Origin of the sequence: Burkholderia lata (genome assembly GCF_902499335.1) — a bacterium.
Taxonomy (GTDB): Bacteria; Pseudomonadota; Gammaproteobacteria; order Burkholderiales; family Burkholderiaceae; genus Burkholderia; species Burkholderia lata_B.
This window is the reverse complement of sequence record NZ_CABVQK010000007.1, coordinates 71,669-97,243: the sequence shown is the minus strand read 5'-3', so window position 1 is coordinate 97,243 and position 25,575 is coordinate 71,669. Positions and strand designations below refer to the sequence as shown.

Sequence of the window (25,575 nt, the reverse complement as noted above, 5' to 3'; positions counted from 1 at the left end):
GATGGCGGGCTTGGCCGGCCTCGCCCAGGCCGAATCTCTCAGGCCGCGCCTGCCCGACCAGGCCTAGCTGGCCGCACCTACCCGGCCATGCCTAGCCGGCCGCACCTACCTGGCCAGACCTAGCCGGCTGCACCTACCCGGCCAGACCTAGCCGGCCGCACCTACCCGGCCAGCCCAATCCCCCGCGCCATCCCAGACGCGGCGAACACGATGACGATCACCAGCACCGCCTGCCAATGGCCGATCCGCACATAGGTGCGCGCACGGCCGAGATCGGGCATCTGCTGCTGCCGCGCGGCGACGCGCCACCGGATCAGCCCGAGCATCGGCACGACCTCGAGCAGCAGGATCAGCACGAGCGCGGTCATCTTCAGGTGAAAGAGCGGTTCGTGCAGGTAGTACGCGGAGCCTTTCTCGAAACCGCCGAACGCGCGCATCAGGCCCGTCACGATCAGCACGAGCGCCGACAGCCCCCACGCCGCATCAGCCTTGAATACCCCTGGCAAATCGGCCGCCTGCGCCGAAGCAATGAGCCGGCGCAACGCGCGGTTACGCCCCGCGATCGCGGCAAACGCGACGCCGAACGCACTCAGGTGAATGGCAGCCAGCAACCAGCGGACGATCATCACGCCTCCTTGTCGCCCGCATGCCGTGCGCGGGACTTGTCAGACGATCTGTTTGAGCGCGGCGTCGAGCGCGAGCACCGCGACGCGGTCGCCTTCGGTCGCGAGCGGTGCGCGCATGACGATCTGCCGGTTATGGCCGACGGCCGCCGGCGAATCCCACAGCAGTTCGACCTTCGGTCGGTTGAACAGGCTGCCGCGGCGCGGCGGCACGACGGCCGGCTGCGCGTCCGCCGCCCCCTCGCCTGCGGCGGGCGCCGCCCGGCCGGGCCAGCGCACCGACAGTTCGCGCGCATCGTACTGGCCGACCTTGCGGCTTTCCATCCAGACGATCGTGGTGCGCGTCAGCACGTCGAGCGAAATCGCATACCGGCCGACCGCGAAGCGGCGCGCGGCCACGTTGGTCCGCCACAGCGGCCGCGGGCGGCAGATCCACACGATCGCCGCATAAAGCGCCGGTGCGGCAACGAGCCAGCCGTTGGTTGCCGTCACCGCATGCAGCGCGAGGCGCCAGCCGTCCGCCCATACGAACATGCCGATCGACCAGACCGCGAACAGCAAACCGATCAGCGCGAAGACCCGCAGCGCCTGGCGCAGCCACTGCGGCAGCGGATGAAACGGCCGTTCGGCGCGCGCGACGGCGCCCGGCAGCGCGAGCAGCAGGAAGATCAGCAGGAGGTAGACGAACGCCCAGGGCGACGACACCATCGCCGACAGCGACGAGCGATAACCCATCTGGGACATCGAGAACAGCCAGCGCGCGAGCAGCACGAGACCGATCGCACGCAACGCGAAGATCACACCGGCGCCGGGGGCCGGCGCTGCGCGCGTGGATTTCGTTCTCGCCAAGACTGCTCTCCTCTGGATATTCGTGCGGGGCCGGATTTCACGGCACGGCCATTATAGGGACATTACCGTCTGGACAGACGGACGGATGCCCTGCCGGGCCGCTTCGGGGGCCGTTCGCGACGTCGGGCGCGGCGAGAATACAACAGATCCGCGCCGCGGATGTGACAACGCCCCGCCGGGAACCCGGACGGGGCGTCGATGGCAAGCCGCGCGCCGCAGCGCGGCGGCGGCCCGCAATCAGCTTGCGTTGACTTCGCGAAGCACCGTGCGACGCTTCTGGCGCAGCAGTTCCTCGTAGCCCTTCACATAGTTCTGCGCCATCACCTTCGACGAGAAGCGGGCTTCGAACGCAGCGCGGACCTTCTCGCGCGGCAGCGTATCGAGGCGCTTGAGCGCGGCAACGGCCGACAGTTCGTCTTCGACGACGAAGCCCGACACGCCGTTGTCGATCACTTCCGGCACCGAGCCGCGCTTGAACGCGATCACCGGCGTGCCGCAAGCCATCGCCTCGATCATCACCAGGCCGAAGGGCTCCGGCCAGTCGATCGGGAACAGCAGCGCATGCGCGTTGCCGAGGAATTCGGTCTTTTCGGACTCGCTGATTTCGCCGATGTACTCGACGTGCGGCAGCGCGAACAGCGGCTTGATCTTCTCTTCGTAGTACGCGCGGTCAGCCTTGTCGAGCTTCGCGGCGATCTTGATCGGCAGGCCGGCCTGCTCGGCGATGCGGATCGCCGTGTCGACGCGCTTCTCCGGCGAGATGCGGCCCAGGAACGCGAGGTAGCTCGGCTTGACGTTCGGGATCGGCGTCAGCAGGTTTTCCGGCAGGCCGTGGTAGACGGTCGACAGCCAGTTCGCCTGCGGCAGCGGGATGCGCTGGTTGTCGGAGATCGACACGACCGGCACGTCGCTGAATGCGTTGAAGATCGGTTGCAGTTCCGGCAGGTCGAGACGGCCGTGCATCGTCGTCAGATGCGGGACCGGCTGGCGCGAGAACAGCGAGAACGGGTAGTAGTCGATGTGGCAGTGCAGGACATCGAACTCTTCCGCGCGGCGGCGCACCTGCTCGAGGAGCAGCATGTGCGGAGCCATCACGTCGCGGATCGTCGGGTCGAGGCGCAGCGCCTGCGGCCAGCAGGCTTCGAGCTTCGCGGAGGTTTGCGAATCGCCGCTCGCGAAGAGCGTGACGTCATGCCCCATCTCGACAAGTGCTTCGGTGAGGTAGGACACCACTCGCTCGGTACCACCGTACAGTTTCGGGGGCACCGCTTCGTGCAACGGAGCGATTTGGGCGATTCGCATGCGTAACTCCTAAAAAATCGGCTAAAAACCAGGTATGGGTCGGCAACCTGCCGGCGGTCCGGGCTGGATGCATTTCGTCCGAAGATCGGACGAATCAGCCTGCCGGGGGCGTCAAACCCGCGCTGCTCAAGGAGCGTCGGCGACGCGACAGGCATAGAACGTTTGAAACGAAGACCCGTTGACAGGGGTTCGTAAAAAACCTGGAATCGAACCCGGAGCCGATTATCTAGGGTTAATCCTGATACGGCGCACAACATTTCAAACACTTTACTTTGTTACAAAGGCGCAACACTTTGCAACCCGCGGACTTGGGTGTCCGTTCTAGAGTGGAAGGCCCTTTTGGCATTCCTTGCACCCGTGACTGCCGGCAGCGTGATTCCGGCACATGAGGCAGGACGGGATGCCGGATTTTATCTCAAAATCGATCGCGAGCCCCTGGCCAAGGCAAGATTCGCGCAGCGCGACACGCGGCCTTGTTTACAATGCCGGATTATTCAGTCCGGGCGAACGCCGGCCTGCGATCCAGCCGCCACGCTCAATCACCGAATCACCGCACGCATATTTTGGAATCTCTCACCCCTGCCCAGCGCAACGCCCACAACGCGAAGCTGTCGAGCTACGCGCACCGGCCGATCGCGTTCCTGTTCCGCTACATCCGCCTTCATCCCGTCGCCCACCTGGTCGTGCTCTGCAGCGTGCTGGCCGCCGTCGGCTGTGCGCTCGGTTCGCAATACGCGATCAAGCACCTGATCGACGTGCTGGCGACCGGGCGCCATCACCCCGGCCCGCTGTGGAGCGCATTCGCGCTGCTCGTCGGGCTGATCGCCGCCGACAACCTGCTGTGGCGTGTCGGCGGCTGGTTCGCCGCGCACACGTTCGTCGCGGTCACCGGCGACCTGCGACGCGACCTGTTCCAGTACCTGATCGGCCATTCGCCCACCTACTACGCCGAGAAGCAGCCGGGCACGCTCGCGAGCCGCATCACGGCAACGTCGAACGCCGTCTACACGTCGGAGAACACGATGGCGTGGAACGTGCTGCCGCCGTGCATCGCGGTGATGGGCGCGATCCTGATGATCATCGTCGTCAATCCGATGATGGCCGCCGGCCTGCTCGGCTGCTCCGCGGTGCTCTCCGTCGTGCTGTTCAAGCTCGCCGGGCGCGGCTCGGCCCGCCACCACACGTTCGCGGCGAAGGCTGCGGCAGTCGACGGCGAGCTGGTCGACGTGATCGGCAACATGGGCCTCGTGCGTGCGTTCGGGATGACGCTGCGCGAACAGAAGCGCTTCGGCGCAACGGTCAAGGCCGAGATGGATGCGCGCCAGCAGAGCCTGCTCTATCTCGAGAAGCTGCGCCTGCTGCACGCGGTGATCACCGCGATGCTGTCCGCCGGCCTGCTCGGCTGGGCGCTGTGGCTGTGGGACCAGGGCCGCGCGACGTCGGGCGACATCGTGCTCGTCAGCTCGCTCGGCTTCACGATCCTGCACGGCACGCGCGATCTCGCGGTCGCGCTCGTCGACGTCACGCAGCACATCGCGCGCCTGTCCGAAGCCGTCAAGACGCTGCTCGAACCGCACGGGATGCCGGACCGCTCCGACGCGCAGCCGCTGTCGGCCAAGGGCGGCCGCGTCAACTTCGAGCGCGTGACGTTCGCGTATCCGCACCGCCGCGCGATCCTCGACCATTTCGACCTCCAAATCGAGCCGGGCCAGCGCGTCGGCCTGATCGGCAAGTCGGGCGCCGGCAAGTCGACCGTGCTCGCGCTGCTGCAGCGCTTCTACGACACGCAGGACGGCGCCGTGCAGGTCGATGGCCAGGACGTGAAGACGATCACGCAGGACAGCCTGCGCCACGCGATCGCGCTCGTGCCGCAGGACATCTCGCTGCTGCACCGGACGATCTACGACAACATCGCGTACGGCCGCCCCGAAGCGACCCGCGACGAAGTGCTCGCCGCCGCGCGCGACGCACGCTGCGCGGAGTTCATCGAAGCAATGCCGGAAGGCTATGACACGATCGTCGGCGACCGCGGCGTCAAGCTGTCGGGCGGCCAGCGCCAGCGCATCGCGATCGCGCGCGCGATCCTGAAGGATGCGCCGATCCTGCTGCTCGACGAAGCGACGTCCGCGCTCGACAGCGCATCCGAGGAAGCGATCCAGAGCGCGCTCGACCGCCTGATGGTCGGCCGCACGGTGATCGCGATCGCCCACCGCCTGTCGACGCTGCGCAACTTCGACCGGATCATCGTGATGAGCAACGGCAAGGTCATCGACGACGGCCCGCCCGACGTGCTGCGCAACCGCCCCGGCCTGTACCGCGACCTGCTCGCGAAACAGCACGGCCGCCATCACCCGGCCCCCGACGGCAGCACGCCGACCGGCGAACGCGCGGCCTGACGCGCCGGCCCGCAGTCGACAAAAAAAGCCGCAGTGCTCCTCGCACTGCGGCTTTTTTATTGCACGGAAAACCGCTGGTTACGCGTGCTGCAGATCGCGCAGGAAGTTGTCGCGCCACACCGACACGTTGTTCTCGCGAAGCTGCGCGATCATGTCCGTATAGCGCGCCCGCCGCTCGGCGAGCGGCATCGTCAGCGCCTGCGACAGCGCATCGGCCATCCCGTCGATATCGATCGGATTGACGATCAGCGCCCCCGTCAGCTCGCGTGCGGCGCCCGCGAAGCGCGACAGCACGAGCACGCCCGGATCGTCCGGATTCTGCGCGGACACGTACTCCTTCGCGACAAGGTTCATCCCGTCGCGCAGCGGCGTCACGTAGCCGACCCGCGCGAGCCGGTACAGCGCAGCGAGCAGTTGGCGGTCGTACTGGCGATGGATATAGAGGATCGGCGCCCAGTCGAGCTCGGCGAAGCGTCCGTTGATGCGCCCCGACTCTCCCTCGAGCTGCAGGCGGATGTCCTGGTACGCGCGCAGCTCCGCGCGAGTCGACGGCGCGATCTGCAGGAACGACACGCGATTGCGATGCGACGGCTCGTGCTCGAGCAGCTTCTCGAACGCGCGGAAGCGCTCGACGAGCCCTTTCGAGTAATCGAGCCGGTCAACGCTCATGATCAGCTTGCGGCCGCGCAGCGACGTCGCGAGCGTGCGCACCGCCTTGCCGTGCTCGCCGGCCTGCGCGAGCGACGCGATCTCGTCCGGATGCACGCCGATCGGATACGCGGCAGCGCGCAACGTCCGGCCGAATGCACGCACCGTCGCCAGGTGGCCGTCGCGCTCGATCACGCCGTCCGCTTCGGATTCGACGTAGTCGCAGAACGCGCGCAGGTCGGGTTCGGTCTGGAAGCCGAGCAGGTCGAACGCGCACAGCGACTCGACGAGATCGCGATGCGGCGGCACGTTGACGAGCACCTGCGCAGCCGGAAACGGGATGTGCAGGAAGAAGCCGATGCGGTTCTTCACGCCGGCCGCGCGCAGTGCGCGCGCGAACGGGATCAGGTGATAGTCGTGCACCCAGATCACGTCGTCGTCCTGCAGCAGCGGCACGAGCTGCTGGGCGAGCCACACGTTCACGCGGCTGTAGCCTTCGAACTCGTGACGGTCGTACTGGATCAGGTCGGTGCGGTAGTGAAACGCGGGCCACAGCGTCGCGTTCGAGAAGCCGCGGTAATACTGGTCGTAGTCGCGCCGCGACAGGCCGATGGTCGCGAACGTGACCGGCCCGTGCTCCTCGACGCGGATCTGCGGCGAGCCGGACGCGACGACCTCGCCGCTCCAGCCGAACCACATGCCGCCCGTTTCCTTCAGCGCATCGTAGACGCCGATCGCGAGACCGCCCGCCGCCGGTTCGCCTTCCGAAATCGGCGCGACGCGGTTTGAAACGATGATGAGGCGACTCATGCGTCAGGCTGCCCCGCACCGAGCCAGCACGCGATCTGCTCGTGCAGCGCGTCGACCGAATCGAGCCGCGTGCGGGCGGACGTCTCGCCCGCGCCAACCTTGATCGACAGGCCGCCGCGCGCGTTGACCACCGCGAAGCCCTTCTCGTCGGTCAGGTCGTCGCCCGCGAACACCGGCACGCGGCCGGCAAACGGCGGTTCATCGAGGAACGCGGCGAGCGCGCGCCCCTTGTCGACGCCCTTCGGCTTGATCTCGAACACCATCTTGCCGGGCTGCAGCACATACGCATCGGCATAGTCGGCGACGAGGCGCTCGGTTGCCGCGCGCGCCGCCGCCTCGCGCTCGGGCGCGTTGCGGTAGTGCAGCGCGACGGCCGCGCCCTTGATTTCGAGCAGCATGCCGGGATGACGGTCGACAACGGCCGCCAGCTCGCGCTCGATGCGCAGCAGGCGTTCGTCGTTGAAGCCGATGCGCTGCGTGTCGCCGTTCGCATCGCGGCGCTCCGCACCGTGCAGGCCTGCCATCGGCAAGCCGGGCATCTTCAGGAACGTGTCGAGGTTGTCGATACCGCGCCCGGACACGATCGCAACCGCGCCGTGCGAGCGGCGCTGCAACTCGTCGAGCAGCGTCAGCAGCGACGGCGGAACATGAATGCTGTCGGGCGTCGGCGCCAGTTCGACGAGCGTGCCGTCGAAGTCGAAGAAGAACGCGGTATCGGTCAGGGACAGGGAAGCCGGAACGGATTGCATCGATTCGATAGTGTGAGGGTCGGCCGGCAAGCGCCGGGCGGCCGCTGCGCGAATGGAATTGTGCGCATCTTACCGCGCCTGCGCATCGAGATGGGCGAAACAGGCGCAGCGCCGGCATCGCGCGGCCGCCCGCGCCAACTGCGACATATTGCCCCGCTCGCCCGCCCCGTACGGGTTTCAAGGACGCGGGCGCGCGAATTGCGCTACAGTCGCAACCGCCTGCCGCGCGACGCATGGCGCCGCGCCGCCGGCCACCATTCCGTCCGATCGAGCCCCAGGATGTCGTCTGCCCGCACCGCGCCGCACCGGCGCTTCTCCCGCCTCATCCGCACGGCTGCGGCCCTCGCCGCCGCCGTGGCGCTCACCGCGTGCACGCACGACGAGCCGCGCTGGAACCTCACCAACGTTACCGGCCACCTGCCCGACCTGTCGTTCACGCTGACGGGCGGCGACGGCCATCCCGTCGACGCCGATGCGTTCCACGGCCAAATCGCGCTCGTCTACTTCGGCTACACGCATTGCCCCGACGTCTGCCCCGAAACGATGGCGCGGCTGATGGAAGTGCTGGCGAAGCTCGGCCCGCAGGCAAGCAACGTGCGCATCCTGTTCGTGTCGGTCGACCCTGCGCGCGACACGCCGCAGGCAATGCAATCGTATGTCGCCGCGTTCGACGCCGCGCATGCGCGCGGCCTGACCGGCACCGACCGCCAGATCGAATCGCTCGCGAAGCGCTATCGCGTCGCGTACCAGATGGAAAAGCGCGATCCGTCCGGCGGCTACGAAGTCACGCACAGCTCGGCCGTCTACATCTTCGACGCGACCGGCCGCGCCCGTCTGCTCGCGACCGACCGCGACTCGCCCGACGCCATCGCCGCCGATGTGCGCCGGATCATCGACACCGCCTCCACTACCTGAATTCATCCCCACATGAAAACGAAGACGACACTCAAGACGCTCGCCCTCCTCGCCGTGCTGTGCGCCGGCGCCCACGCGTATGCCGCCGGCGCGATCACCGCGCAGAACGCATGGGTGCGCTGGCTGCCGAACAAGCTGCCCGCCGGCGGCTACGTGACGCTCGTGAACACGGGCGACAAGCCGGTCGATCTCGTCGACGTCGACAGCCCCGACTACGGGATGGCGATGCTGCACCAGACCGTCTCGAACGGCTCGACGCAGAAGATGGAAATGGTCGACAAGCTGACGATCCCCGCGCGCGGCAAGGTCGACATCGCACCGGGCGGCTACCACTTCATGCTCGAGGAGCCGAAGCACGCGATCAAGCCGGGCGACACCGTGCACCTGCGCCTGAAGTTCTCCGACGGCGAAACGGTCGATGCGCCGTTCGCCGTGAAGTCGCCGGCCCAGGCGAAGTGATGCGCGCGCGATGAACCTCCTGTACTGGCTCGATCCGTGGGAGCCGTCGCCCACCGTGGTGATCGCGGTGCTGACCGCCGCCGTGCTGTTCGCACGCGGCGTGAAGAAGGCGAAGGTGTCGCCGCTGCGGCAGTTCTCGTTCTGGTTCGGGCTGACGGCGCTCTACATCGCGCTGCATACGCGGCTCGACTATTTCTTCGAGCACGAGTTCTTCCTGCATCGCGCGCAGCACCTCGTGCTGCACCACCTCGGGCCGTTCTTCATCGCGCTGTCCTATCCGGGCGCGGCGATTCGCGCGGGCATCCCGTTTCGCTGGCGGCAGCGTTTCGTGCGCCCCACGCTCGCGTGGGCGCCCGTGCGCGCGACGCTCGACGTGGTGTTCCATCCCGTCGTCGCGGTCGTGCTGTTCGTCGGGCTGATCTATTTCTGGCTGCTGTCGCCGATCCACTTCATCGCGATGCTCGACTGGCGTCTCTATCGCGTGATGAACTGGAGCATGGTGATCGACGGACTGCTGTTCTGGTGGCTCGTCGTCGATCCGCGTCCCGCGCCGCCCGCCCGGCTGTCACCGGGCCGCCGGATCCTGATCGTCGTCGCGGCGATCCCGCCGCAGATCGCGCTCGGCGCGCTGATCTTCTTCACGCCGCACGAGCTGTATCCGATCTATTCGATCTGCGGCCGTGCGTTCACGTGGCTGAGCCCGCTGCGCGACCAGCAGATCGGCGGCCTGCTGCTGTGGATTCCCGGCTCGATGATGAGCGTGATCGGCGCGCTGATCGCGCTGCGGCACTGGCTGCGGCTGTCCGCGCGCGGCCGCCTGATCGATGAACGGGCCGCGCAGCGCGCGGACCCGCCGTCGGTGGTGCACGCCGCGCATTGACCGCCGCGCGGCGCATCGCGCATTACGCGCGTGCGCTGCTCATCCACACGTGCGGGATGCCATCCTCGTCGTGCACGTCCGAACTCGGCGCGAAGCCGAATGCCCCGTAGAAACGCTGCAAGTGGGCCTGCGCATGCAGGCTCACCGGCGTATCCGGCCACTGCGCGCGGATATGCTCGAGCGCGCGCGACAGCAGCCCGTTGCCGAGGCCCGCGCCGCGAAACGCGGCGGTCGTCAGCACGCGGCCGATGCGCACGTCGGTGTTCTGCGCGTCCGGCAGCAGCACACGAAGATAGCCGGCCACGCGGCCCGCCGAATCGAAAGCGGCCAGGTGCCATGCGGCCTGGTCCGCGTCGTCGATGTCGCGATACACGCAATTCTGTTCGACGACGAACACCGCGCTGCGTGCTTCGAGGATCGAATAGACTTCGCGCGCCGTCAGCGCGTCGAAGGATTTCCAGCGCCAGTCGAGATCGACGGCGCTCGGGGATGCAGCGGATGCGTTCATGGTCGGTCCTGATTCGGGCGCGCCGGCCGGCGCGCGGCAATCGTCGATTATGCCTCGAAGCGCACTCGCCGCGCGACCGCCTGCCCGCGCGCAAAAAAAGGCCCCGCATTGCGCGGGGCCTGTCCGTCATGCCGGCATCTGGCCGAAGTGGCCGCTGTTGAAGTCCTCGATCGCGGTGCGGATCTCCGCTTGCGAGTTCATCACGAACGGCCCGTAACCGACGACGGGTTCGTCGATCGGTTCGCCGCTCAGGATCAGCAGCTTCGCGTCGCCGTTCGCTTCGATCTCGACATCACTGCCGTCGCGGCCGAGTTGCACGAACTGCGCTTCGCGGGCGACCGTCTCGCCGTTCACCTGCACGGTACCGCTCAGCACGACCACCGCGAGCGTGCGCCCTTCGGCGACCGGGAACCGAGCATGGCCGCCGGCCACGAGCCGCACGTCCCACACGTCGATCGGCGTATGCGTGCGGGCCGGGCCGCGCCGCCCGTCGAGTTCACCCGCGATGATCCGCGCACGCCCCGCGCCGTCCGGCAGCTCGACCACGGGGATGTCGGCGTTCAGCAGCGTCTGGTAGCCGGGCGCACCCATCTTGTCCGCGGCGGGCAGGTTCACCCACAGCTGCACCATCTCGAGCGGGCCGCCACGCTTCGTGAACCCTTCCGAGTGAAATTCCTCGTGCAGGATCCCGCTCGCGGCCGTCATCCACTGCACGTCGCCCGGGCCGATCACGCCGCCCGCGCCGGTCGAGTCGCGGTGCGCGACCTCGCCGTCATAGACGATCGTCACCGTCTCGAACCCGCGGTGCGGATGCTGGCCGACACCGCGCGGCGACGAGGCCGAGCCCGGCTCGAACGTGGTCGGGCCGGCGTAATCGAGCAGCAGGAACGGGCTCAGGTGCGCACCGTGAGACTGGTAGCTGAACATCGAACGCACCGGGAAACCGTCGCCGACCCAATGGCCGCGCGGCGCACTGTACACACCCTGGATCTTCTTCATTGCCTTCTCCGAATTGCGGCGAAACACGTGTTTCGCATCCTGGGTAGAAATATAGTGGTGGAACGATCGATCCGGTAGACTGCCAAAATCGCACTCAGCGTTCCATTTCATGAACGATAAAGCGCGGGATCTGAACGATCTCTATTACTTCGTGCAGGTCGTCGAACACGGCGGCTTCGCACCGGCTGGGCGAGCGCTGGACATGCCGAAATCGAAGCTGAGCCGCCGCATCGCGCTGCTCGAGGCGCGGCTCGGGATGCGGCTGATCCAGCGCTCGACGCGCCGCTTCACGGTCACCGACGTCGGCCAGACCTATTACGCGCATTGCCGCGCGATGCTCGTCGAGGCCGATGCCGCCGACGAGGCGATCGCGCTGCTGCACGAGGAGCCGCGCGGCATCGTGCGCGTCAGTTGCCCGATCGTGCTGCTCGATTCGCTGGTCGGCACGATGATCGCCGCGTTCATGGCGGCGTGCCCGCGCGTCGAAATTCATCTGGAAGCCACCAACCGGCGCGTCGACGTGGTCGGAGAAGGAATCGACGTCGCGATCCGCGTGCGCCCGCCGCCGCTCGAAGACAGCGATCTCGCGCTGCGCGTGCTGGCCGAGCGCGGCCAGTGCCTCGTTGCGAGCCCCGCGCTGCTGCGCGAGCATGGCACACCAGCCGTTCCCGCCGATCTCGCGCGGCTGCCGAGCCTCGATCACGGCGCCCCGCAGTCCGCGCACGTGTGGCGGTTGCGCGGGCCCGACGGCGCTCACGCGGAAATTCATCACCAGCCGCGCTTCGTGACGGGCGGCATGCTCGCGCTGCGCGCGGCAGCCATCGCGGGCGTCGGCATCGTGCAGTTGCCGACGATGATGGTGCGCGATGAGGTCGCGCGCGGCGAGTTGGCAACCTTGCTGCCCGACTGGGCGCCGCGCCGCGAGATCGTGCATGCGGTGTTCGCGTCGCGCCGGGGGTTGCTGCCCGCGGTGCGCGCGCTGCTGGATTTTCTGGCGGAGCGGTTTGCCGAACTAGAACCCGATTGAGCGCGCCGCGTCACGCATGACCGGGCGCTGCAAACCATGCGCGCGTGCCGTAGACTGCGGTACGCGCATCGCGCATTCCACAACCCTGATCGCTTTCCCGCCATGTTCACGCTGTCCAACGACCCCAACGCCTCCAAGGCCGCTCAATACGCGACGCTCGTCGAGCAGGCACGCGCGCTCGTCGAGTCCGAACGCGACCTGACCGCGAACGCGGCCAATTTCTCCGCGCTGGTCTACCACTCGCTCGACCGTCTCAACTGGGCCGGCTTCTACTTCTTTGACGGGACGGAACTCGTGGTCGGGCCGTTCCAGGGCAAGCCCGCCTGCGTGCGGATCGCGCTCGGCATGGGCGTGTGCGGCACGGCCGCGCAAACGCGCGAAACGCAGGTCGTGCGCGACGTGCATGACTTCCCCGGGCATATCGCGTGCGACGCGGCATCGGAATCGGAAATCGTCGTGCCGCTGGTGGCCGCCGACGGCACGCTGATCGGCGTGTGGGACGTCGACAGCCCGGTCGCCGCGCGCTTCGACGAAGAAGACCGCATGGGGATGGAAGCGCTGTGCCGCGTGTTCGTCGAATCTGCATGGCAGAAAGCCCGCGGTTGAGCGGCGGCCAGGTAGCGTTCGTCCATCGGGCAACCAGTCACCGCGCTCGCGTGTGAATCACTCCGCACGAGCGCGAACCAAAAGGAAACGGGCCCCGCAAAGGGGCCCGCTTCACTGTGCCGCCGCATCGCCCTTCGCGGCGCACGGCAGGAATCAGGCGGCGTGCGTGCCGGACAGCGCCGGGAACGCCTGCGGCTTCGCATCCTCGGTCAGCACCTCGAAGCCCGTTTCCGTCACCACGACCATGTGCTCCCATTGCGCCGACAGCGAATGGTCCTTCGTGACGACCGTCCAGCCGTCCGCCAGCATGCGCGTATCGCGCTTGCCCGCGTTGAGCATCGGCTCGATCGTGAAGATCATCCCCGGCCGGAGCGGCACGCCGGTACCCGGGCGACCGTAGTGAAGCACCTGCGGCTCGTCGTGATAGACATCGCCGATGCCGTGCCCGCAGTACTCGCGAACCACGCTGAATCCTTCGCGATGTGCGACTTGCTGGATCGCATAGCCGACGTCGCCGAGCGTTGCGCCCGGACGCACCGCGCGGATGCCGGCGTGCATCGCCTCGTAGGTCGTCGCGACGAGGCGCCGCGCGAGCTCGTTCGGTTCGCCGACGAAATACATGCGGCTCGTGTCGCCGAACCAGCCGTCCTTGATCACCGCGATGTCGAGGTTCACGATGTCGCCGTCGCGCAGCGGCCGCGACGACGGGATGCCGTGGCACACGACGTGGTTGACCGACGCGCACACGGTTTTCGGATAGCCGTGATAGCCGATGTTGGCCGGGATCGCGCCGAGCACGTCGACGATGTAGTTGCGGCACAGCGCGTCGAGATCGTCGGTCGTGACGCCCGGCTTCACATGCTCGGTGAGCATCGTCAGCACCTGCGACGCGAGCTTCGCGGCTTCGCGCGACTTGGCGATTTCCGCGACGCCGCGGATCGGGATTTCTCGCTTTGCCATTACGCCACCTGCTCGATGCCGTGCTCGACCGGTTCCGCCGGCCCCGCCTCGCCGCCCCGCGCCTCGGCCTCGATCAGCATCCGGCAGATGTCGCCGTACGACAGCGCCGGATTGAGTTCCGAGAGCATCCCGACGCGCAGCCAGTGTTCAGCCTGCGCGTTGATCGAGCGGCTCAGCGCCGTGCTGGTCGAGCGCAGCCGCTCGTGCATGTGCTCGGAAATCTTGATGATGCCCATATATCCCCAATTAAACGAAACGTAGTCGATTCGTATATTACGCTGCGCACGACCGCCGGGCAAGCCATTCGGATTCCGTCGAGTCGTCGGTCGGCCGCCATCAATGTCGTTGACATCGAATTCCAGTTTGCTGGAAAATAAATCCACCATGAAAGAATCAGCCACAGCCGTTGCCGACGACACCGGTATCAACGAACGCATCGCCCGGCGCGTACGCGACCTGCGCACCGTGCGAGGCTACACGCTCGATGCGCTGGCTGCGCGTTCCGGCGTCAGCCGTTCGATGATCTCGCTCATCGAACGCGCATCGGCCAGCCCGACGGCCGTCGTGCTCGACAAGCTCGCGGCCGGGCTCGGCGTGTCGCTGGCCGGGCTGTTCGGCGGCGACCAGGACGACACGCCCGCGCAGCCGCTGGCCCGCCGTGCGCAGCAGGCCGAATGGCGGGATCCGGCGTCCGGTTATGTGCGCCGCAACCTCTCCCCGGCCGGCTGGCCATCGCCGATTCAGCTCGTCGAGGTGGATTTCCCGCCCGGTGCGCGTGTCGCGTACGACAGTGGCGGACGCGAAAGCGCGCTGCATCAGCAGGTGTGGATCATCAGCGGCCGCGTCGACGTCACGTTCGGCGCCGCGCTTCACGAACTTCACGAAGGCGACTGCCTGGCCATGCGGCTCGACCAGCCGCTGATTTTCAGCAATCCGTCGCCGCATGCCGCGCGCTATGTCGTCGCGATCTGCGATGCGTCCGCCGCCGGCGTGCGGAACCTCTGATGAGCGCGTCGTCGCAGCAGCCGTGCGCGCGCCCTACTTACTGCCCACAGGAGCCCGTATGAATTCCCCGAAACAGCGCGACGACGTGCGCCTGATCGATTGCAGCGAGGCCGAGCATGCGCCGGCCATCCTCGAGATCCTGAACGACGCGATCGCGAACTCGACGGCGCTGTACGACTACAAGCCGCGTCCGCCGGAAGCGATGATCGCGTGGTTCGCGGCGAAGCGCGCGGGCGGCTTCCCGGTCATCGGCGCGGTCGATGCGTCGGGCACGCTGCTGGGCTTCGCGAGCTGGGGCACGTTCCGCGCGTTTCCCGCCTACAAGTACACGGTCGAACACAGCGTGTACGTGCATCGCGATCAGCGCGGCCGAGGGCTTGGCGAGGTGCTGCTGCGCGAGGTGGTCCGGCGCGCGCGCGAAGCGCAGGTGCACGTGGTGGTCGGCTGCATCGATGCGACCAATGCGGGAAGCATCGCACTGCATACGAAGCTCGGTTTCGTGCACTCCGGCACGATCACGCAGGCGGGATTCAAGTTCGGCCGGTGGCTCGACGCGGCGTTCTATCAGTTGACGCTCGAGACGCCGGCGCAGCCGGTGGATGGTTGAGCGAATCGCGCGACGAACGAGCGACATCGCGTAACCTGAGCACGCTCGAGAATCCCGCATCATCCGCTGCAAACAAAAAAGCCCGCTCACAGCGGGCTTTTGTTTTCGGACACGCGCTACGGATGCATTTTCCTGGAGAGCCGCAGCCCGTCGCGCGCGAAACCGTGATGCGCATAAAAGCGGTGAGCGTCCGGGCGTTGATCGCCACTCGTCACCTCCAGCTTCACACATCGGCCGCTCTCGAACCAACGCATGGCGGCCGCCATCAGCGTACCGCCAATACCGCATCCCCTGTGACGCTCGTCAACGACCATGCTCGTGATGCGCCCGAGATTTCCGGCTGCATGAAAGAGGGGCAGGATGTGCAGGCTGATACTGCCGACGACCTCGCCACCCAATGTTGCTACGCAAACCCGGTCATCCGGCTTGTCGGCCAGGGACTGCAACTTTTCATGAATCAGCGCGGGCGTCGCCTCATATCCGAGCTGGTGCAGCAGCCTCGCGATTGCGGCGCAATCGGATGGCCGCGCTTCCCTCGTTTCGAGCCCCGGGGTGTTCAATTCGCTTCGCCTGGTTTCGCCATCGATAGCCTCGACGCCTGATGATCGCGCCATGCTACCGCACCCGCCCCGTCCACCCCACGCCCCACCTCCGCGCCGGCACGCGGAGAAATGAAAAGCCCCGCCAAAGCGGGGCTTTATCTGGAGGCGCATGCCGGAGTCGAACCGGACTCGCCGGATGACAAACTCATCTCTTGTGAAGAGCTTACCGAGTCAGGTTTCAAACCGGCCCCGCGTGAAGGCTTACTTGAAATTCCCTGCTTGTCGAGCAGCCGCGCAAGTTGCAAATGCATGACTCCCTACCCGGTCATTGGACCCAACGACCACGTAATAAGGAAGCGTGCTGCCATTTGCCGAGACAATATAATCCCAGCATTCCCCATCGCTGCCTCTGGTAATTTTTCTGGGACTTTCGACACGACGCACATCTTTACCAAACGCGCCATTCTCATTACTCGCTGCTCGCACAACAGGGCTGCCCGCGACATGGATACGCGCCATACCGTCAGCACATCCCATCAAAACAACCGAGCTCAAGATCAAAGCAGAAGAGAAAACGTATTTCATGGCGAGACTATTATAAAAACAAACGAATTGCGCTATTGCGAAATGAGGCAGTCGTGCCCGGCCCACGCAACTGCCGCTCGGCACTGACTTGGCGTTAGCTTGATACTGAATGGGTCCTGTCGGCGGAGCAGAAGTCGCTCGGCGAGCGGCCGTGTTTGTAGATCGACAGCCTGGGCGGAACGGAAGCAGCCAGCCATCGAGCAAGATGGGATAAGACCTATGCCCGCAAGACTGCGCAGCAGACAGTTGGATCACGTAATCGATACTCACGCGCAGTAGCCGGGAAACCATTACCGGCCGACAGCGGCCCACCTGACAAAATCCTGACACCCATTCTAACGAAATCGACCTTCTTCAAATATGAACAAATGCAAAACGCAATCGCATCACATTATTTGCGGCGTCTCCATGTACCGCGGCGTATACGGAGCTGACACCTACTAATTTTTCTGCATCAATAAATTCATGCAATTTTTTTAAATTCCTCATCGACGCCGTCAGAAATGACGGACTGAGAGACGTCATTCGAGATGTATCTGGAACATTGATGTGAAGCACTTGGGCATAACGATCGCGAATCCGGATCGAGGAGCGATTGCCAAGGGCCAACGCTGCCAATTCGACGCAAGCGCGTCGAGCCGTTGGCGGCGCATCTGAAACCGGAACGTGTAAGCGCGCCTCGAATGGAGCCACGATCCCGCGCGGCGCAGCCGGACTTGACGACTCAGTCGAAGCAGCGTGCAAGCGAACCGACATTGCGTCGAATCGCAGACGGCGACAGGTGACGCTCGCGCTTCATGCCTACCCCACTCCCAGTCGCTCAGCCCAGTCATCGTCAACGGTCGCAAACACTTTCGACGGCACTCGACCCGACAACGCGTTCAGCACCTGGGCGTCGGTCCGACACGGACATGCGACGCAAATACGCGCGAATCGCAGTGTGCTGAGTGGCTAGAGGCGACTTTGCACCACGCCAGGCGGCGGTCTTACATGGATGAATCGGCGCAGAAAAAAGAAAAGCCCCGCCGAAGCGGGGCTTTTTCTCTTTCTACTTGGAGGCGCGAGCCGGAGTCGAACCGGCCTAAACGGCTTTGCAGGCCGCTGCATAACCGCTTTGCTATCGCGCCAAAAGCGGACTGTCCGGATGCCGTGAGGCAAGCGACAGATTTTTATTCGAGGACCCTAAGTCCATCAAATAAAAAGGGAAGCTTGGCTTCCCCATTACTTGGAGCGGGAGACGAGTCTCGAACTCGCGACCTCAACCTTGGCAAGGTTGCGCTCTACCAACTGAGCTACTCCCGCATTGTCCTGAACCTGCAGCGCTTCGCCGTACAACACGCTGCCAGAAAAAATCTGGAGCGGGAGACGAGTCTCGAACTCGCGACCTCAACCTTGGCAAGGTTGCGCTCTACCAACTGAGCTACTCCCGCGTATTGCTGCGCTACTGCTTCCCCGTCACACACTTACTTCGTCGTGCAGCGGAGAAGCGAGATTATGTCGAAGGCACATTCGTGTGTCAAGGGCTTTTCCAGCCCTTTTTCCAAAAACCTGCTCGACCGGACGCATCACGCGCCGCCGCGCTCCCGAATTTGCGGCCACGCGAGCTTCATGTAGTACAGCATCGACCAGATCGTCAGCACCGCGGCGAGATACATCAGCCATTCGCCCCACACACGCGTGTCGATCGTCACGACGCCGAGCGGCAGCGGCCCGTAGAACAGCAGCATCGGAATCGCGACCATCTGGCATGCGGTCTTGAACTTGCCGAGCTGGTTCACCGCGACGCTCTTCGACGCGCCGATCTGTGCCATCCACTCGCGCAGCGCCGAAATCGCGATCTCGCGGCCGACGATCACGAGTGCGATCGCCGCGTCGACCCGCGAAATCTGCACGAGGATCAGCAGCGCGGCCGTCACCATCAGCTTGTCCGCCACCGGATCGAGAAATGCGCCGAACGACGACGTCTGGTTCCACTTGCGTGCGAGATAGCCGTCGAACCAGTCGGTCAGCGCCGCGAGTATGAAGATCGCCGCCGCCGCGAGATTGCGGTGTGCGCCGCCCATCACCGTGTCCGGCAGATAGAACACGCCGACGACGAGCGGAATCAGCACGATCCGTACCCACGTCAGGAAAATCGGGAAATTGAACGGCATGGCATGCGGGACAGTAAAGGATTCGCAATTGTGCCGTGTCGACCGGCCTGCCACAAGAACGCTGGCAAGGCAGCCGGCCGCACGGCCACGTCAGTGAAGCTGCTTGTAGATCTGCTCGGCGAGCGCGTGCGAGATGCCCTCGACGCTCGCGAGTTCCTCGACACTCGCGGCAACGACGCCGCGCAACCCGCCGAACCGCGCGAGCAGCCGCTGCCGGCGCTTCGCGCCGACGCCCTCGAGCTCCTCGAGCCGCGACGTCTGGCGCGCCTTCGCCCGCTTCGCGCGCATGCCGGTGATCGCAAAACGGTGCGCCTCGTCGCGGATCTGCGCGACGAGCATCAGCGCCGCGCTCTCCTTGCCGAGTTCGAGCGGCGAGCGGCCGTCGGCGAACACGAGCGTCTCGAGGCCGACCTTGCGCCCCTCGCCTTTCGCGACGCCGACCAGCATCGACGTGTCGAGCCCGAGCTCGGTGAACACCTGGCGCGCGATTTCGACCTGACCCTTGCCGCCGTCGATCAGCACGATGTTCGGCAACAGGCTCGACGCCTCGGCCTGGCGCGTCGACTCGCCGTCGATGCCGGCCGCATCGTCGGCGGCAGCCGCCTGCGCGGCCTGCTCGACCATCTTCTCGTAGCGGCGCGTGAGCACCTGCCGCATCGCCGCGTAGTCGTCGCCCGGCGTGATCCCGGTGATGTTGTAGCGGCGGTATTCGCCCGACTGCATCTTGTGATGGTGGTAGACCACGCACGACGCCTGCGTCGCCTCGCCCATCGTATGGCTGATGTCGAAGCATTCGATCCGCAGCGTCGCGAGATCGTCGCATTCGTAGCTGAGCGTTTCCGCGAGCGCACGCGTGCGCGCCTGCTGCGAGCCCTGCTCGGACAGCAACCGCATGAGCGCGATCTGCGCATTCTGTTCGGCCATCGACAGCCACGCGCGCCGCTGCCCCTGCGGCTGCCGCACCAGCGACACCTTGTGGCCGGCCTGCTCGGACAGCAGCTCGAGCAGGTCGCGGCTCGCGGGCGCATGGCTCACGACCAGCACGGGCGGCACACGGTTACCGAGATAGTGCTGCGCAATGAACGCGTCGAGCACCTCGGCCTCGACCGACGCCGCCGCTTCGCCGCGCGTGCGGCCGGTTTCTTCCGCGGGCAGGTCGGGCGATGCGCCGGCGGCCGCATCGGCCGCCTCCACCTGCTCGGACTCGTCGCCGATACCGCCCTCCGCGAGCGTCAGCGCGCTTTCGACGTGCGTCGGGAAATACGCCTTGTCGCCGAGATGCCGGCCGCCACGCACCATCGCGAGGTTCACGCACACGCGCCCGCCCTGCGCGACGACGGCCAGGATGTCGACGTCGCTGTCGCTGCCGACCTCGATCGCCTGCTGGTGCAGCACCGTCGCGAGCGAGCTCATCTGGTTGCGCACGGCCGCCGCCTGCTCGAATTTCAGCTCGGCCGCGAACGCGTGCATCTTCTGCTCGAGCTCCTTCATCACTTCGGACTGCCGGCCGAGCAGGAAACGCGCGGCGTTCGATACGTCGATCGCGTAATCCTCGTCGGAGATCGCGCCGACGCACGGCGCCGTGCAGCGCCCGATCTGGTGCAGCAGGCACGGCCGCGTGCGGTTGTTGAAGACCGAATCCTCGCAGGTGCGCAACTGGAACACGCGCTGCAGGATCTGGATGCTCTCGCGCACGGCCCAAGCGCTCGGGAACGGCCCGAAATACTGGTTCTGCTTGTCGACCGAGCCGCGGTAGTAGGCCATCCGCGGAAACCGGTGCGCGGTGAGTTTCAGGTACGGATACGACTTGTCGTCGCGAAACAGGATGTTGTAGCGCGGCGCGAGCGCCTTGATCAGGTTGTTCTCGAGCAGCAGCGCCTCTGCCTCGGAACGCGTGACGGTCGTCTCGATGCGCGCGATGCGCGTGACCATCATCGCGATGCGCGGCGACAGTTGCGTCTTCGTGAAATAGCTCGATACGCGCTTCTTCAGATCGCGCGCCTTGCCGACATAGAGCACGGCGCCCGCCGTGTCGTAATAGCGATAGACGCCCGGCATGTGCGGCAACTGCGCAAGGATCTTCTTCGGTTCGAACGGGGTATCGGAAGCTTCAGGGGATGTCATGCGTGATCCGGGCGCCTTGTAACGCGGAACGGGTCTATTAGAATCGCCAGTTTAGAGCATTCACCGGCCCGCTTCGATGCCACGCACCACCGCTGCCCCCCTGCCCGCCGCGCCGCTCGCGCCGGGCGAACCGATCGCCTGCGACCTCTTCTGTACGGTGGTCGACAATTTCGGCGACATCGGCGTCTGCTGGCGCGTCGCGCGCCAGCTCGCGCACGAGCACGGCTGGCAGGTTCGCCTGTTCGTCGACGACCTGCGTACGTTCGCGCGCCTGCTGCCCGGGGTCGATCCCGACGCGGGGCGGCAAACGGTCGACGGCATCGTGGTCGAGCACTGGCATGCGGAAGTCGGCGACGCGCTGGAGATCGCCGACGTGGTGATCGAAGCGTTCGCGTGCGAGCTGCCCGGCGCGTATCTCGCGGCGATGGCGCGCCGCGAGCGTCGCCCCGTGTGGATCAACCTCGAATACCTGAGCGCCGAGGACTGGGTCGCCGATTTCCATCTGCGGCCGTCGCCGCATCCGCGCTACCCGCTGCTGAAGACGTTTTTCTTCCCCGGCCTGTCGGCCGGCACCGGCGGCGTCCTGAAGGAGCACGACCTCGATGCGCGCCGCACGGCCTTCGAAGCCGACGCGGCGGCGCGCGACGCATGGTGGCGGCGCGCGACCGGCGGCCCGTCGCCGGCCCCCGGCACGACGGTCGTCAGCCTGTTCGCGTACGAGAATCCGGCCGTCGACGCGCTGCTCGCGCAATGGCGCGACGGCCCGACACCGGTCGTCGCACTCGTGCCGGCCGGCCGCGTATCGCCTGCCGTCGCGCGCTTTTTCGGGGTCGAGTCGTTCGGCGCGGGCACGCATGCTCGCAGCGGCAACCTGGCGGCACACGGGCTCGCGTTCGTCCCCCAGGCCGACTACGATCCGTTGCTGTGGGTGGCCGACCTCAATTTCGTGCGCGGCGAGGATTCGTTCGTCCGGGCGCAGTGGGCCCGCAAGCCGTTCGTGTGGCACATCTACCCGCAGGCCGACGACGTGCACCTGCCGAAGCTCGACGCGGCGCTCGCGCACCTGTCGGCCCGCCTCGCCGACGCGCCGCGCGCGGCGCTCGAGCGGTTCTGGCACGCATGGAACGGCATCGGCACGCCCGACTGGGCCGATTTCTGGCAACACCGCGCCGCACTGGACGCCAACGCGTCCCGCTGGGCCGACGCGCTCGCGGCCGTCGGCGATCTCGCCGGAAAGCTGGCGGAATACGCAAAATCTCAGTTAAAATAAGCGGTTATCCGACGGCTGACCAGGCAAGCGCTCGCTTTTGGCGTCCACCGGAACGCACGCTTGCACCGTCAGCCGTTGCGCAACGCTCAGGCACCTATTTATTTGATTTGATCAGGACAGTTTTTTATGAAAACCGCACAGGAACTCCGCGTAGGCAACGTCGTGCAGATCGGCAGCGACGCATGGGTCATCGCCAAGGCCGAATACAACAAGTCGGGCCGTAACTCCGCCGTCGTCAAGATGAAGATGAAGAACCTGCTGACGAACGCAGGCCAGGAATCGGTCTACAAGGCTGACGACAAGTTCGACGTCGTCGTGCTCGACCGCAAGGAAGTGACGTACTCGTACTTCGCCGATCCGATGTACGTGTTCATGGACGCCGACTACAACCAGTTCGAAGTCGAAGCGGAAATGATGGGCGAAGCGCTGAACTACCTCGAAGACGGCATGGCTTGCGAAGTCGTGTTCTACAACGAGAAGGCAATCTCGGTCGAACTGCCGACGGTTCTCGTTCGCGAGATCACCTACACGGAGCCGGCAGTCAAGGGCGACACGTCGTCGGGCAAGGTGCTGAAGAACGCGAAGCTCGCAACGGGCTTCGAGCTGCAAGTGCCGCTGTTCTGCAACACCGGCGACAAGATCGAAATCGATACGCGTACGAACGAATACCGCAGCCGCGCGTAATCGCCAGCGATACCCGCATCGAACAAAGCGCCCTTCGGGGCGCTTTTTGTTTGTCCGGCGCCAACAAGCGAGCCTCCGTCAGGCTCATGTAAAGCACAAAATCCACCGGTAAAGATATTCAATTTGTATCATCGGTAACTGTTTTATAGCGCTGGAGAAATAATGCTCGTTACGCGTTCAGCGGGGCATAAAATCAGTTTTTAATCTGACATGCGGCTGCGGCCCCGTTGGCCGACAGCCCGCCTCTCTTGACTCGACTCGCGTCCACCATGCCACACGCCCTGATTGTCGAAGACGATCCCAACAGTCTGTCCGGCCTCACCGCGCTGCTTGCCGCGGACGGCTTCTCGGTCGACACGGCCACGTCGCTCGCCGAAGCACGCACGGCGCTCGGCCGCTCGATTCCCGACGTCGTTCTGGTCGACCTGAACCTGCCGGACGGCAGCGGGTTCGACCTGCTCCAGCACCTGCCGCAGCAACAGCCGAACGGCTCGCTGCCCGTCATCGTGCTGACGGGCAACGCGACGGTCGAGAGCGCCATCGAGGGCCTGCGTCACGGTATCTGGGACTACCTGCTGAAGCCGATCAACATTCCGCGCCTGCGCAGCCTGCTCGCGCGGATCCCCCGTCCGTACGAGCTGATCGACGAAGTGCAGTCGTTGCGCGCCTCGCTGCGCCATCTCGGCCGCTTCGGCGCGCTGATCGGCCGCAGCGACGCGATGCAGCACGTGTACGACATGATCGAGCACAACGCGCGCACCGAAACCGCCGTCCTGTTCTCGGGCGAAGCCGGTACCGGCAAGAAGCTGGCCGCGCGCACGCTGCATGACCTGAGCCGGCGCCGCAAGGGGCCGTTCGTATCGTTCGACTGCCGGACGATCGCGCAGGCCGGCCGGCACGGCACATCGCTCGACAGCGTGCTGTTCGGTCATGAGCGCGGCGCATTCGACGGCGCCGAGCGCCGCGAATCGGGCCTGTTCGAACAGGCCGGCGGCGGCACGCTGTTCCTCGACGAAATCACCGCGCTGCCGCTCGTGCTGCAGGAAGCGCTGCTGCATGCGCTCGATTCGCAGAACTTCATGCGGATCGGCGGCACGAGCTCGATCACGAGCGATTTCCGGCTGATCGCGACCACCCGCCGCCCGGCGCGCGAAGCGGTCGCGAACGGCACGCTGCGCGAGGATCTCTGGTTGCGCCTCGATGCGGCGTCGATCACGATGCCGCCGCTGCGTGAGCGCGACGGCGACGCACTCGCGATCGCGGATGCACTGATCGACGAACTGAACCGCGAAGCGCGCGCAACCGGCCGCAGCACGACCGACAAGCGCGCGGCGCCGGGCTTCGTGCGCGAATCCCTGTCCTACGAATGGCCGGGCAACGTGCGCGAGCTGCAGGAGCGCGTGCGCTTCGCGTACGACGCATCGGGCGATTTCATCGAAACGCTGCGCGCGGGCGAGCCGAGCTTCTCGGCCGGTGCCGCGCTGAACGGCAGCAGCGTGCAGATCAAGGTCGGCACGCCGCTGTCCGACGTCGAGGATCTGCTGATCCGCGCGACGCTTGATGCAGTCGGCGGCACGCGCCACCGTGCGGCGACGCTGCTCGGCATCAGCCCGAAGACGCTGTACAACAAGCTGCAGCGGATGAAGGTGAACTGAGCGGGCGATGATACCTGAAGGCACTGGCAGGGCTTGACCGTTAGTTGCGTTAAAGCCCGCTTCGCCGACCCGCATGACTCTTGAAGCTGCTTGGTTCGCGCCTGCAGCAACCCATGAAAAAGCCGCGCAACAGCGCGGCTTTTTGTTTCGGCAACCTGAATGGCGCACCTAGCGCCATCCCCTCCCCGCTCAGGCCAGTGCGCTGCTCAACAGCGCCTGCGCCTGCAGATACTCGGGTTGCGCGATCAGCTTGTCCCACTTGAGCGCCTTGCCGCGTGCGCGCATCCGCTTGATGCGCCGCACCGACTCGTCCGTTGCCCGCGCTTTCAGCCCGTTCAGTACGACCTCGGCCGCATCCGGCTGGTTGCAGACGAGCACCATGTCGCAACCGGCAGCGAGCGCGGCGTCGGCCGCCTGCGTAAGCGTGCCGCCTTCGCGCGCGGCTTCCATCGACAGGTCGTCGCTGAAGATCGCGCCCGTGAAGCCGAGCCGCCCGCGCAGGATGTCCTGCAGCCACACACGCGAGAAACCGGCCGGCCGCTTGTCGACCTGCGTGTAGATCACGTGCGCGGGAATCACCGCGGACAGCGACAGGCCGAGCCAGTCGTACGGCGCGACATCCTGCTTGAGGATCGCATCGAGCGTGCGGTCATCGGTCGGCAGTGCGACGTGCGAGTCGGCCTCCGCGAAGCCGTGCCCCGGGAAATGCTTGCCGCAGTTCGCCATCCCGGCGAGCGACAGCCCGTGGTTCAGGCTTTTCGCGAGCAGCGTGACGACGCGCGGATCGCGATGGAACGCGCGATCGCCGATCACTTTCGAGTGCCCGTAGTCGAGATCGAGCACGGGCGTGAAGCTCATGTCGATCCCGCATGCACGCAGCTCGGCAGCCAGGATGTAGCCGACGGCCGTGGCGACCTTCGTCGCGAGCAGCACGTCGCGATCCCACAGCTCGCCGAGGCGGCGCATCGCGGGCAGCACCGTGAAGCCGTCGGTACGGAAACGCTGCACGCGCCCGCCTTCGTGATCGACGGCGATCAGGATGTCTTCGCGCACCGCGCGGATCGAGTCGGTCAGCGCGGTCAGTTGCGCGCGGTTCTGGAAGTGCCGCGCGAACAGGATCACGCCGCCGGTATTCGGATGCGCGAGGCGCCGCGCATCGTCGCGCGACAGGGCCGTGCCGACGACGTCGAGCATGACCGGGCCGGGAGTCGTTTTCATC

At 66.1% G+C, this 25,575-nt stretch carries 25 protein-coding genes, 3 tRNA genes and 1 pseudogene; 12 read left to right on the top strand and 17 right to left on the bottom strand.

Annotated features, from left to right (window positions below):
- Window positions 1-161: 161 nt before the first annotated feature.
- The 3 genes from BCO18175_RS18535 to BCO18175_RS18525 form a co-directional block, all read right to left on the bottom strand.
- Entirely contained in the window at window positions 162-626 is a 465-nt protein-coding gene (locus BCO18175_RS18535) for a DUF2214 family protein (RefSeq protein ID WP_174954830.1), read from the bottom strand.
- A 39-nt stretch (window positions 627-665) separates the two neighbouring features.
- Complete coding sequence (locus tag BCO18175_RS18530) at window positions 666-1,472, bottom strand: hypothetical protein (RefSeq protein ID WP_174983061.1); 807 nt, start codon at window positions 1,470-1,472, stop codon at window positions 666-668.
- A 237-nt stretch (window positions 1,473-1,709) separates the two neighbouring features.
- Window positions 1,710-2,774 carry a glycosyltransferase family 4 protein gene (locus BCO18175_RS18525; RefSeq protein WP_006476459.1) on the bottom strand — a complete coding sequence of 355 codons (1,065 nt, stop codon included), beginning with the start codon at window positions 2,772-2,774 and terminating at the stop codon, window positions 1,710-1,712.
- Between the two features lie 563 nt (window positions 2,775-3,337).
- Between BCO18175_RS18525 and BCO18175_RS18520 the strand changes: the two genes are divergently transcribed.
- Complete coding sequence (locus tag BCO18175_RS18520; RefSeq protein ID WP_174918686.1) at window positions 3,338-5,170, top strand: ABC transporter ATP-binding protein; 1,833 nt, start codon at window positions 3,338-3,340, stop codon at window positions 5,168-5,170.
- Between the two features lie 78 nt (window positions 5,171-5,248).
- Here BCO18175_RS18520 and otsA read toward each other — a convergent pair whose 3' ends face one another.
- Complete coding sequence (gene otsA, locus BCO18175_RS18515) at window positions 5,249-6,628, bottom strand: alpha,alpha-trehalose-phosphate synthase (UDP-forming) (RefSeq protein WP_174983059.1); 1,380 nt, start codon at window positions 6,626-6,628, stop codon at window positions 5,249-5,251.
- Complete coding sequence (otsB, locus tag BCO18175_RS18510) at window positions 6,625-7,377, bottom strand: trehalose-phosphatase (RefSeq protein ID WP_174983057.1); 753 nt, start codon at window positions 7,375-7,377, stop codon at window positions 6,625-6,627. The genes otsA and otsB overlap by 4 nt, the downstream gene beginning before the upstream one ends.
- Window positions 7,378-7,656: 279 nt before the next feature.
- On the opposite strand from otsB, the gene BCO18175_RS18505 reads away from it, so the two are divergent.
- The 3 genes from BCO18175_RS18505 to BCO18175_RS18495 are packed head-to-tail and all read left to right on the top strand — an operon-like array spanning window position 7,657 to window position 9,631.
- Window positions 7,657-8,292, top strand: a complete 636-nt coding sequence (locus BCO18175_RS18505; protein WP_174983055.1) for an SCO family protein — start codon at window positions 7,657-7,659, stop codon at window positions 8,290-8,292.
- Window positions 8,293-8,304: 12 nt separating this feature from the next.
- Window positions 8,305-8,751, top strand: coding sequence for a copper chaperone PCu(A)C (locus BCO18175_RS18500; protein ID WP_174973152.1), 447 nt, complete (start codon window positions 8,305-8,307; stop codon window positions 8,749-8,751).
- Window positions 8,752-8,761: 10 nt separating this feature from the next.
- Window positions 8,762-9,631, top strand: coding sequence for a cytochrome c oxidase assembly protein (locus tag BCO18175_RS18495; protein WP_174983053.1), 870 nt, complete (start codon window positions 8,762-8,764; stop codon window positions 9,629-9,631).
- 22 nt (window positions 9,632-9,653) lie between these two features.
- On the opposite strand, the gene BCO18175_RS18490 is transcribed toward BCO18175_RS18495, so the two are convergent.
- Together BCO18175_RS18490 and BCO18175_RS18485 are read right to left on the bottom strand one after the other, a co-directional pair.
- Window positions 9,654-10,139: a GNAT family N-acetyltransferase gene (locus BCO18175_RS18490; RefSeq protein ID WP_174983052.1), complete on the bottom strand. Its 486-nt coding sequence runs from the start codon at window positions 10,137-10,139 to the stop codon at window positions 9,654-9,656.
- Between the two features lie 126 nt (window positions 10,140-10,265).
- Window positions 10,266-11,138 (bottom strand): pirin family protein, encoded by an 873-nt coding sequence (locus BCO18175_RS18485; protein WP_174983050.1) that lies wholly within the window; start codon window positions 11,136-11,138, stop codon window positions 10,266-10,268.
- A 109-nt stretch (window positions 11,139-11,247) separates the two neighbouring features.
- Here BCO18175_RS18485 and BCO18175_RS18480 point away from each other — a divergent pair, with 109 nt between their 5' ends.
- Window positions 11,248-12,165 carry a LysR family transcriptional regulator gene (locus BCO18175_RS18480; protein WP_174983049.1) on the top strand — a complete coding sequence of 306 codons (918 nt, stop codon included), beginning with the start codon at window positions 11,248-11,250 and terminating at the stop codon, window positions 12,163-12,165.
- 102 nt (window positions 12,166-12,267) lie between these two features.
- Window positions 12,268-12,771, top strand: coding sequence for a GAF domain-containing protein (locus tag BCO18175_RS18475; protein WP_174983047.1), 504 nt, complete (start codon window positions 12,268-12,270; stop codon window positions 12,769-12,771).
- 153 nt (window positions 12,772-12,924) lie between these two features.
- On the opposite strand, the gene map is transcribed toward BCO18175_RS18475, so the two are convergent.
- Together map and BCO18175_RS18465 are read right to left on the bottom strand one after the other, a co-directional pair.
- Complete coding sequence (gene map / locus BCO18175_RS18470) at window positions 12,925-13,731, bottom strand: type I methionyl aminopeptidase (RefSeq protein ID WP_174983044.1); 807 nt, start codon at window positions 13,729-13,731, stop codon at window positions 12,925-12,927.
- Window positions 13,731-13,967, bottom strand: coding sequence for a ParD-like family protein (locus BCO18175_RS18465; RefSeq protein WP_043182015.1), 237 nt, complete (start codon window positions 13,965-13,967; stop codon window positions 13,731-13,733). Before BCO18175_RS18465 ends, map begins: the two co-directional genes overlap by 1 nt.
- Window positions 13,968-14,115: 148 nt before the next feature.
- Here BCO18175_RS18465 and BCO18175_RS18460 point away from each other — a divergent pair, with 148 nt between their 5' ends.
- Window positions 14,116-14,736, top strand: a complete 621-nt coding sequence (locus BCO18175_RS18460; RefSeq protein ID WP_174983042.1) for a helix-turn-helix domain-containing protein — start codon at window positions 14,116-14,118, stop codon at window positions 14,734-14,736.
- Window positions 14,737-14,794: 58 nt separating this feature from the next.
- A complete protein-coding gene (locus BCO18175_RS18455; protein ID WP_174983040.1) occupies window positions 14,795-15,343 on the top strand; it encodes a GNAT family N-acetyltransferase in 549 nt (182 codons plus the stop codon).
- Between the two features lie 116 nt (window positions 15,344-15,459).
- Here BCO18175_RS18455 and BCO18175_RS18450 read toward each other — a convergent pair whose 3' ends face one another.
- Complete coding sequence (locus tag BCO18175_RS18450; RefSeq protein ID WP_254608122.1) at window positions 15,460-15,957, bottom strand: GNAT family N-acetyltransferase; 498 nt, start codon at window positions 15,955-15,957, stop codon at window positions 15,460-15,462.
- Between the two features lie 189 nt (window positions 15,958-16,146).
- On the bottom strand, window positions 16,147-16,470 hold the full coding sequence (locus tag BCO18175_RS18445; protein WP_174983038.1) for a hypothetical protein: 324 nt from the start codon (window positions 16,468-16,470) through the stop codon (window positions 16,147-16,149).
- Between the two features lie 530 nt (window positions 16,471-17,000).
- Between BCO18175_RS18445 and BCO18175_RS41115 the strand changes: the two are divergent.
- Window positions 17,001-17,147 (top strand): annotated as a pseudogene (locus BCO18175_RS41115) (IS701 family transposase); the annotation flags it as partial.
- 376 nt (window positions 17,148-17,523) lie between these two features.
- Here BCO18175_RS41115 and BCO18175_RS18435 read toward each other — a convergent pair.
- From BCO18175_RS18435 to uvrC, 5 genes are all read right to left on the bottom strand, one after another.
- A tRNA-Cys gene (locus BCO18175_RS18435) sits at window positions 17,524-17,597 on the bottom strand.
- Between the two features lie 99 nt (window positions 17,598-17,696).
- Window positions 17,697-17,772 (bottom strand) — tRNA-Gly (locus tag BCO18175_RS18430).
- A 52-nt stretch (window positions 17,773-17,824) separates the two neighbouring features.
- Window positions 17,825-17,900, bottom strand: a tRNA-Gly gene (locus BCO18175_RS18425).
- A gap of 135 nt (window positions 17,901-18,035) precedes the next feature.
- On the bottom strand, window positions 18,036-18,623 hold the full coding sequence (gene pgsA / locus BCO18175_RS18420) for a CDP-diacylglycerol--glycerol-3-phosphate 3-phosphatidyltransferase (RefSeq protein ID WP_034186518.1): 588 nt from the start codon (window positions 18,621-18,623) through the stop codon (window positions 18,036-18,038).
- A gap of 90 nt (window positions 18,624-18,713) precedes the next feature.
- Entirely contained in the window at window positions 18,714-20,747 is a 2,034-nt protein-coding gene (gene uvrC, locus BCO18175_RS18415) for an excinuclease ABC subunit UvrC (RefSeq protein ID WP_174983033.1), read from the bottom strand.
- A gap of 76 nt (window positions 20,748-20,823) precedes the next feature.
- On the opposite strand from uvrC, the gene earP reads away from it, so the two are divergent.
- The 3 genes from earP to BCO18175_RS18400 all read left to right on the top strand — a co-directional run bounded on the left by earP (window position 20,824) and on the right by BCO18175_RS18400 (window position 24,356).
- The gene (earP, locus tag BCO18175_RS18410) at window positions 20,824-22,017 is read left to right on the top strand and encodes an elongation factor P maturation arginine rhamnosyltransferase EarP (protein ID WP_174983031.1); all 1,194 of its coding nucleotides are present in this window, start codon (window positions 20,824-20,826) and stop codon (window positions 22,015-22,017) included.
- 126 nt (window positions 22,018-22,143) lie between these two features.
- Complete coding sequence (gene efp, locus BCO18175_RS18405; protein WP_057928039.1) at window positions 22,144-22,701, top strand: elongation factor P; 558 nt, start codon at window positions 22,144-22,146, stop codon at window positions 22,699-22,701.
- A 269-nt stretch (window positions 22,702-22,970) separates the two neighbouring features.
- Window positions 22,971-24,356, top strand: coding sequence for a sigma-54-dependent transcriptional regulator (locus BCO18175_RS18400; protein ID WP_174983029.1), 1,386 nt, complete (start codon window positions 22,971-22,973; stop codon window positions 24,354-24,356).
- A 189-nt stretch (window positions 24,357-24,545) separates the two neighbouring features.
- Here BCO18175_RS18400 and nagZ read toward each other — a convergent pair whose 3' ends face one another.
- On the bottom strand, window positions 24,546-25,574 hold the full coding sequence (gene nagZ / locus BCO18175_RS18395; RefSeq protein WP_085039819.1) for a beta-N-acetylhexosaminidase: 1,029 nt from the start codon (window positions 25,572-25,574) through the stop codon (window positions 24,546-24,548).
- Window position 25,575 lies beyond the last annotated feature (1 nt).

Bases quoted from the DNA above. Each gene is read 5' to 3' on its own strand.
- BCO18175_RS18535 (WP_174954830.1), bottom strand. From the start codon at position 626: ATGATCGTCCGCTGGTTGCTGGCTGCCATTCACCTGAGTGCGTTCGGC.
- BCO18175_RS18525 (WP_006476459.1), bottom strand. From the start codon at position 2,774: ATGCGAATCGCCCAAATCGCTCCGTTGCACGAAGCGGTGCCCCCGAAA.
- otsA (WP_174983059.1), bottom strand. From the start codon at position 6,628: ATGAGTCGCCTCATCATCGTTTCAAACCGCGTCGCGCCGATTTCGGAA.
- otsB (WP_174983057.1), bottom strand. From the start codon at position 7,377: ATGCAATCCGTTCCGGCTTCCCTGTCCCTGACCGATACCGCGTTCTTC.
- BCO18175_RS18505 (WP_174983055.1), top strand. From the start codon at position 7,657: ATGTCGTCTGCCCGCACCGCGCCGCACCGGCGCTTCTCCCGCCTCATC.
- BCO18175_RS18500 (WP_174973152.1), top strand. From the start codon at position 8,305: ATGAAAACGAAGACGACACTCAAGACGCTCGCCCTCCTCGCCGTGCTG.
- BCO18175_RS18495 (WP_174983053.1), top strand. From the start codon at position 8,762: ATGAACCTCCTGTACTGGCTCGATCCGTGGGAGCCGTCGCCCACCGTG.
- BCO18175_RS18490 (WP_174983052.1), bottom strand. From the start codon at position 10,139: ATGAACGCATCCGCTGCATCCCCGAGCGCCGTCGATCTCGACTGGCGC.
- BCO18175_RS18485 (WP_174983050.1), bottom strand. From the start codon at position 11,138: ATGAAGAAGATCCAGGGTGTGTACAGTGCGCCGCGCGGCCATTGGGTC.
- BCO18175_RS18480 (WP_174983049.1), top strand. From the start codon at position 11,248: ATGAACGATAAAGCGCGGGATCTGAACGATCTCTATTACTTCGTGCAG.
- BCO18175_RS18475 (WP_174983047.1), top strand. From the start codon at position 12,268: ATGTTCACGCTGTCCAACGACCCCAACGCCTCCAAGGCCGCTCAATAC.
- map (WP_174983044.1), bottom strand. From the start codon at position 13,731: ATGGCAAAGCGAGAAATCCCGATCCGCGGCGTCGCGGAAATCGCCAAG.
- BCO18175_RS18465 (WP_043182015.1), bottom strand. From the start codon at position 13,967: ATGGGCATCATCAAGATTTCCGAGCACATGCACGAGCGGCTGCGCTCG.
- BCO18175_RS18460 (WP_174983042.1), top strand. From the start codon at position 14,116: ATGAAAGAATCAGCCACAGCCGTTGCCGACGACACCGGTATCAACGAA.
- BCO18175_RS18455 (WP_174983040.1), top strand. From the start codon at position 14,795: ATGAATTCCCCGAAACAGCGCGACGACGTGCGCCTGATCGATTGCAGC.
- BCO18175_RS18450 (WP_254608122.1), bottom strand. From the start codon at position 15,957: ATGGCGCGATCATCAGGCGTCGAGGCTATCGATGGCGAAACCAGGCGA.
- BCO18175_RS18445 (WP_174983038.1), bottom strand. From the start codon at position 16,470: ATGAAATACGTTTTCTCTTCTGCTTTGATCTTGAGCTCGGTTGTTTTG.
- pgsA (WP_034186518.1), bottom strand. From the start codon at position 18,623: ATGCCGTTCAATTTCCCGATTTTCCTGACGTGGGTACGGATCGTGCTG.
- uvrC (WP_174983033.1), bottom strand. From the start codon at position 20,747: ATGACATCCCCTGAAGCTTCCGATACCCCGTTCGAACCGAAGAAGATC.
- earP (WP_174983031.1), top strand. From the start codon at position 20,824: ATGCCACGCACCACCGCTGCCCCCCTGCCCGCCGCGCCGCTCGCGCCG.
- efp (WP_057928039.1), top strand. From the start codon at position 22,144: ATGAAAACCGCACAGGAACTCCGCGTAGGCAACGTCGTGCAGATCGGC.
- BCO18175_RS18400 (WP_174983029.1), top strand. From the start codon at position 22,971: ATGCCACACGCCCTGATTGTCGAAGACGATCCCAACAGTCTGTCCGGC.
- nagZ (WP_085039819.1), bottom strand. From the start codon at position 25,574: ATGAAAACGACTCCCGGCCCGGTCATGCTCGACGTCGTCGGCACGGCC.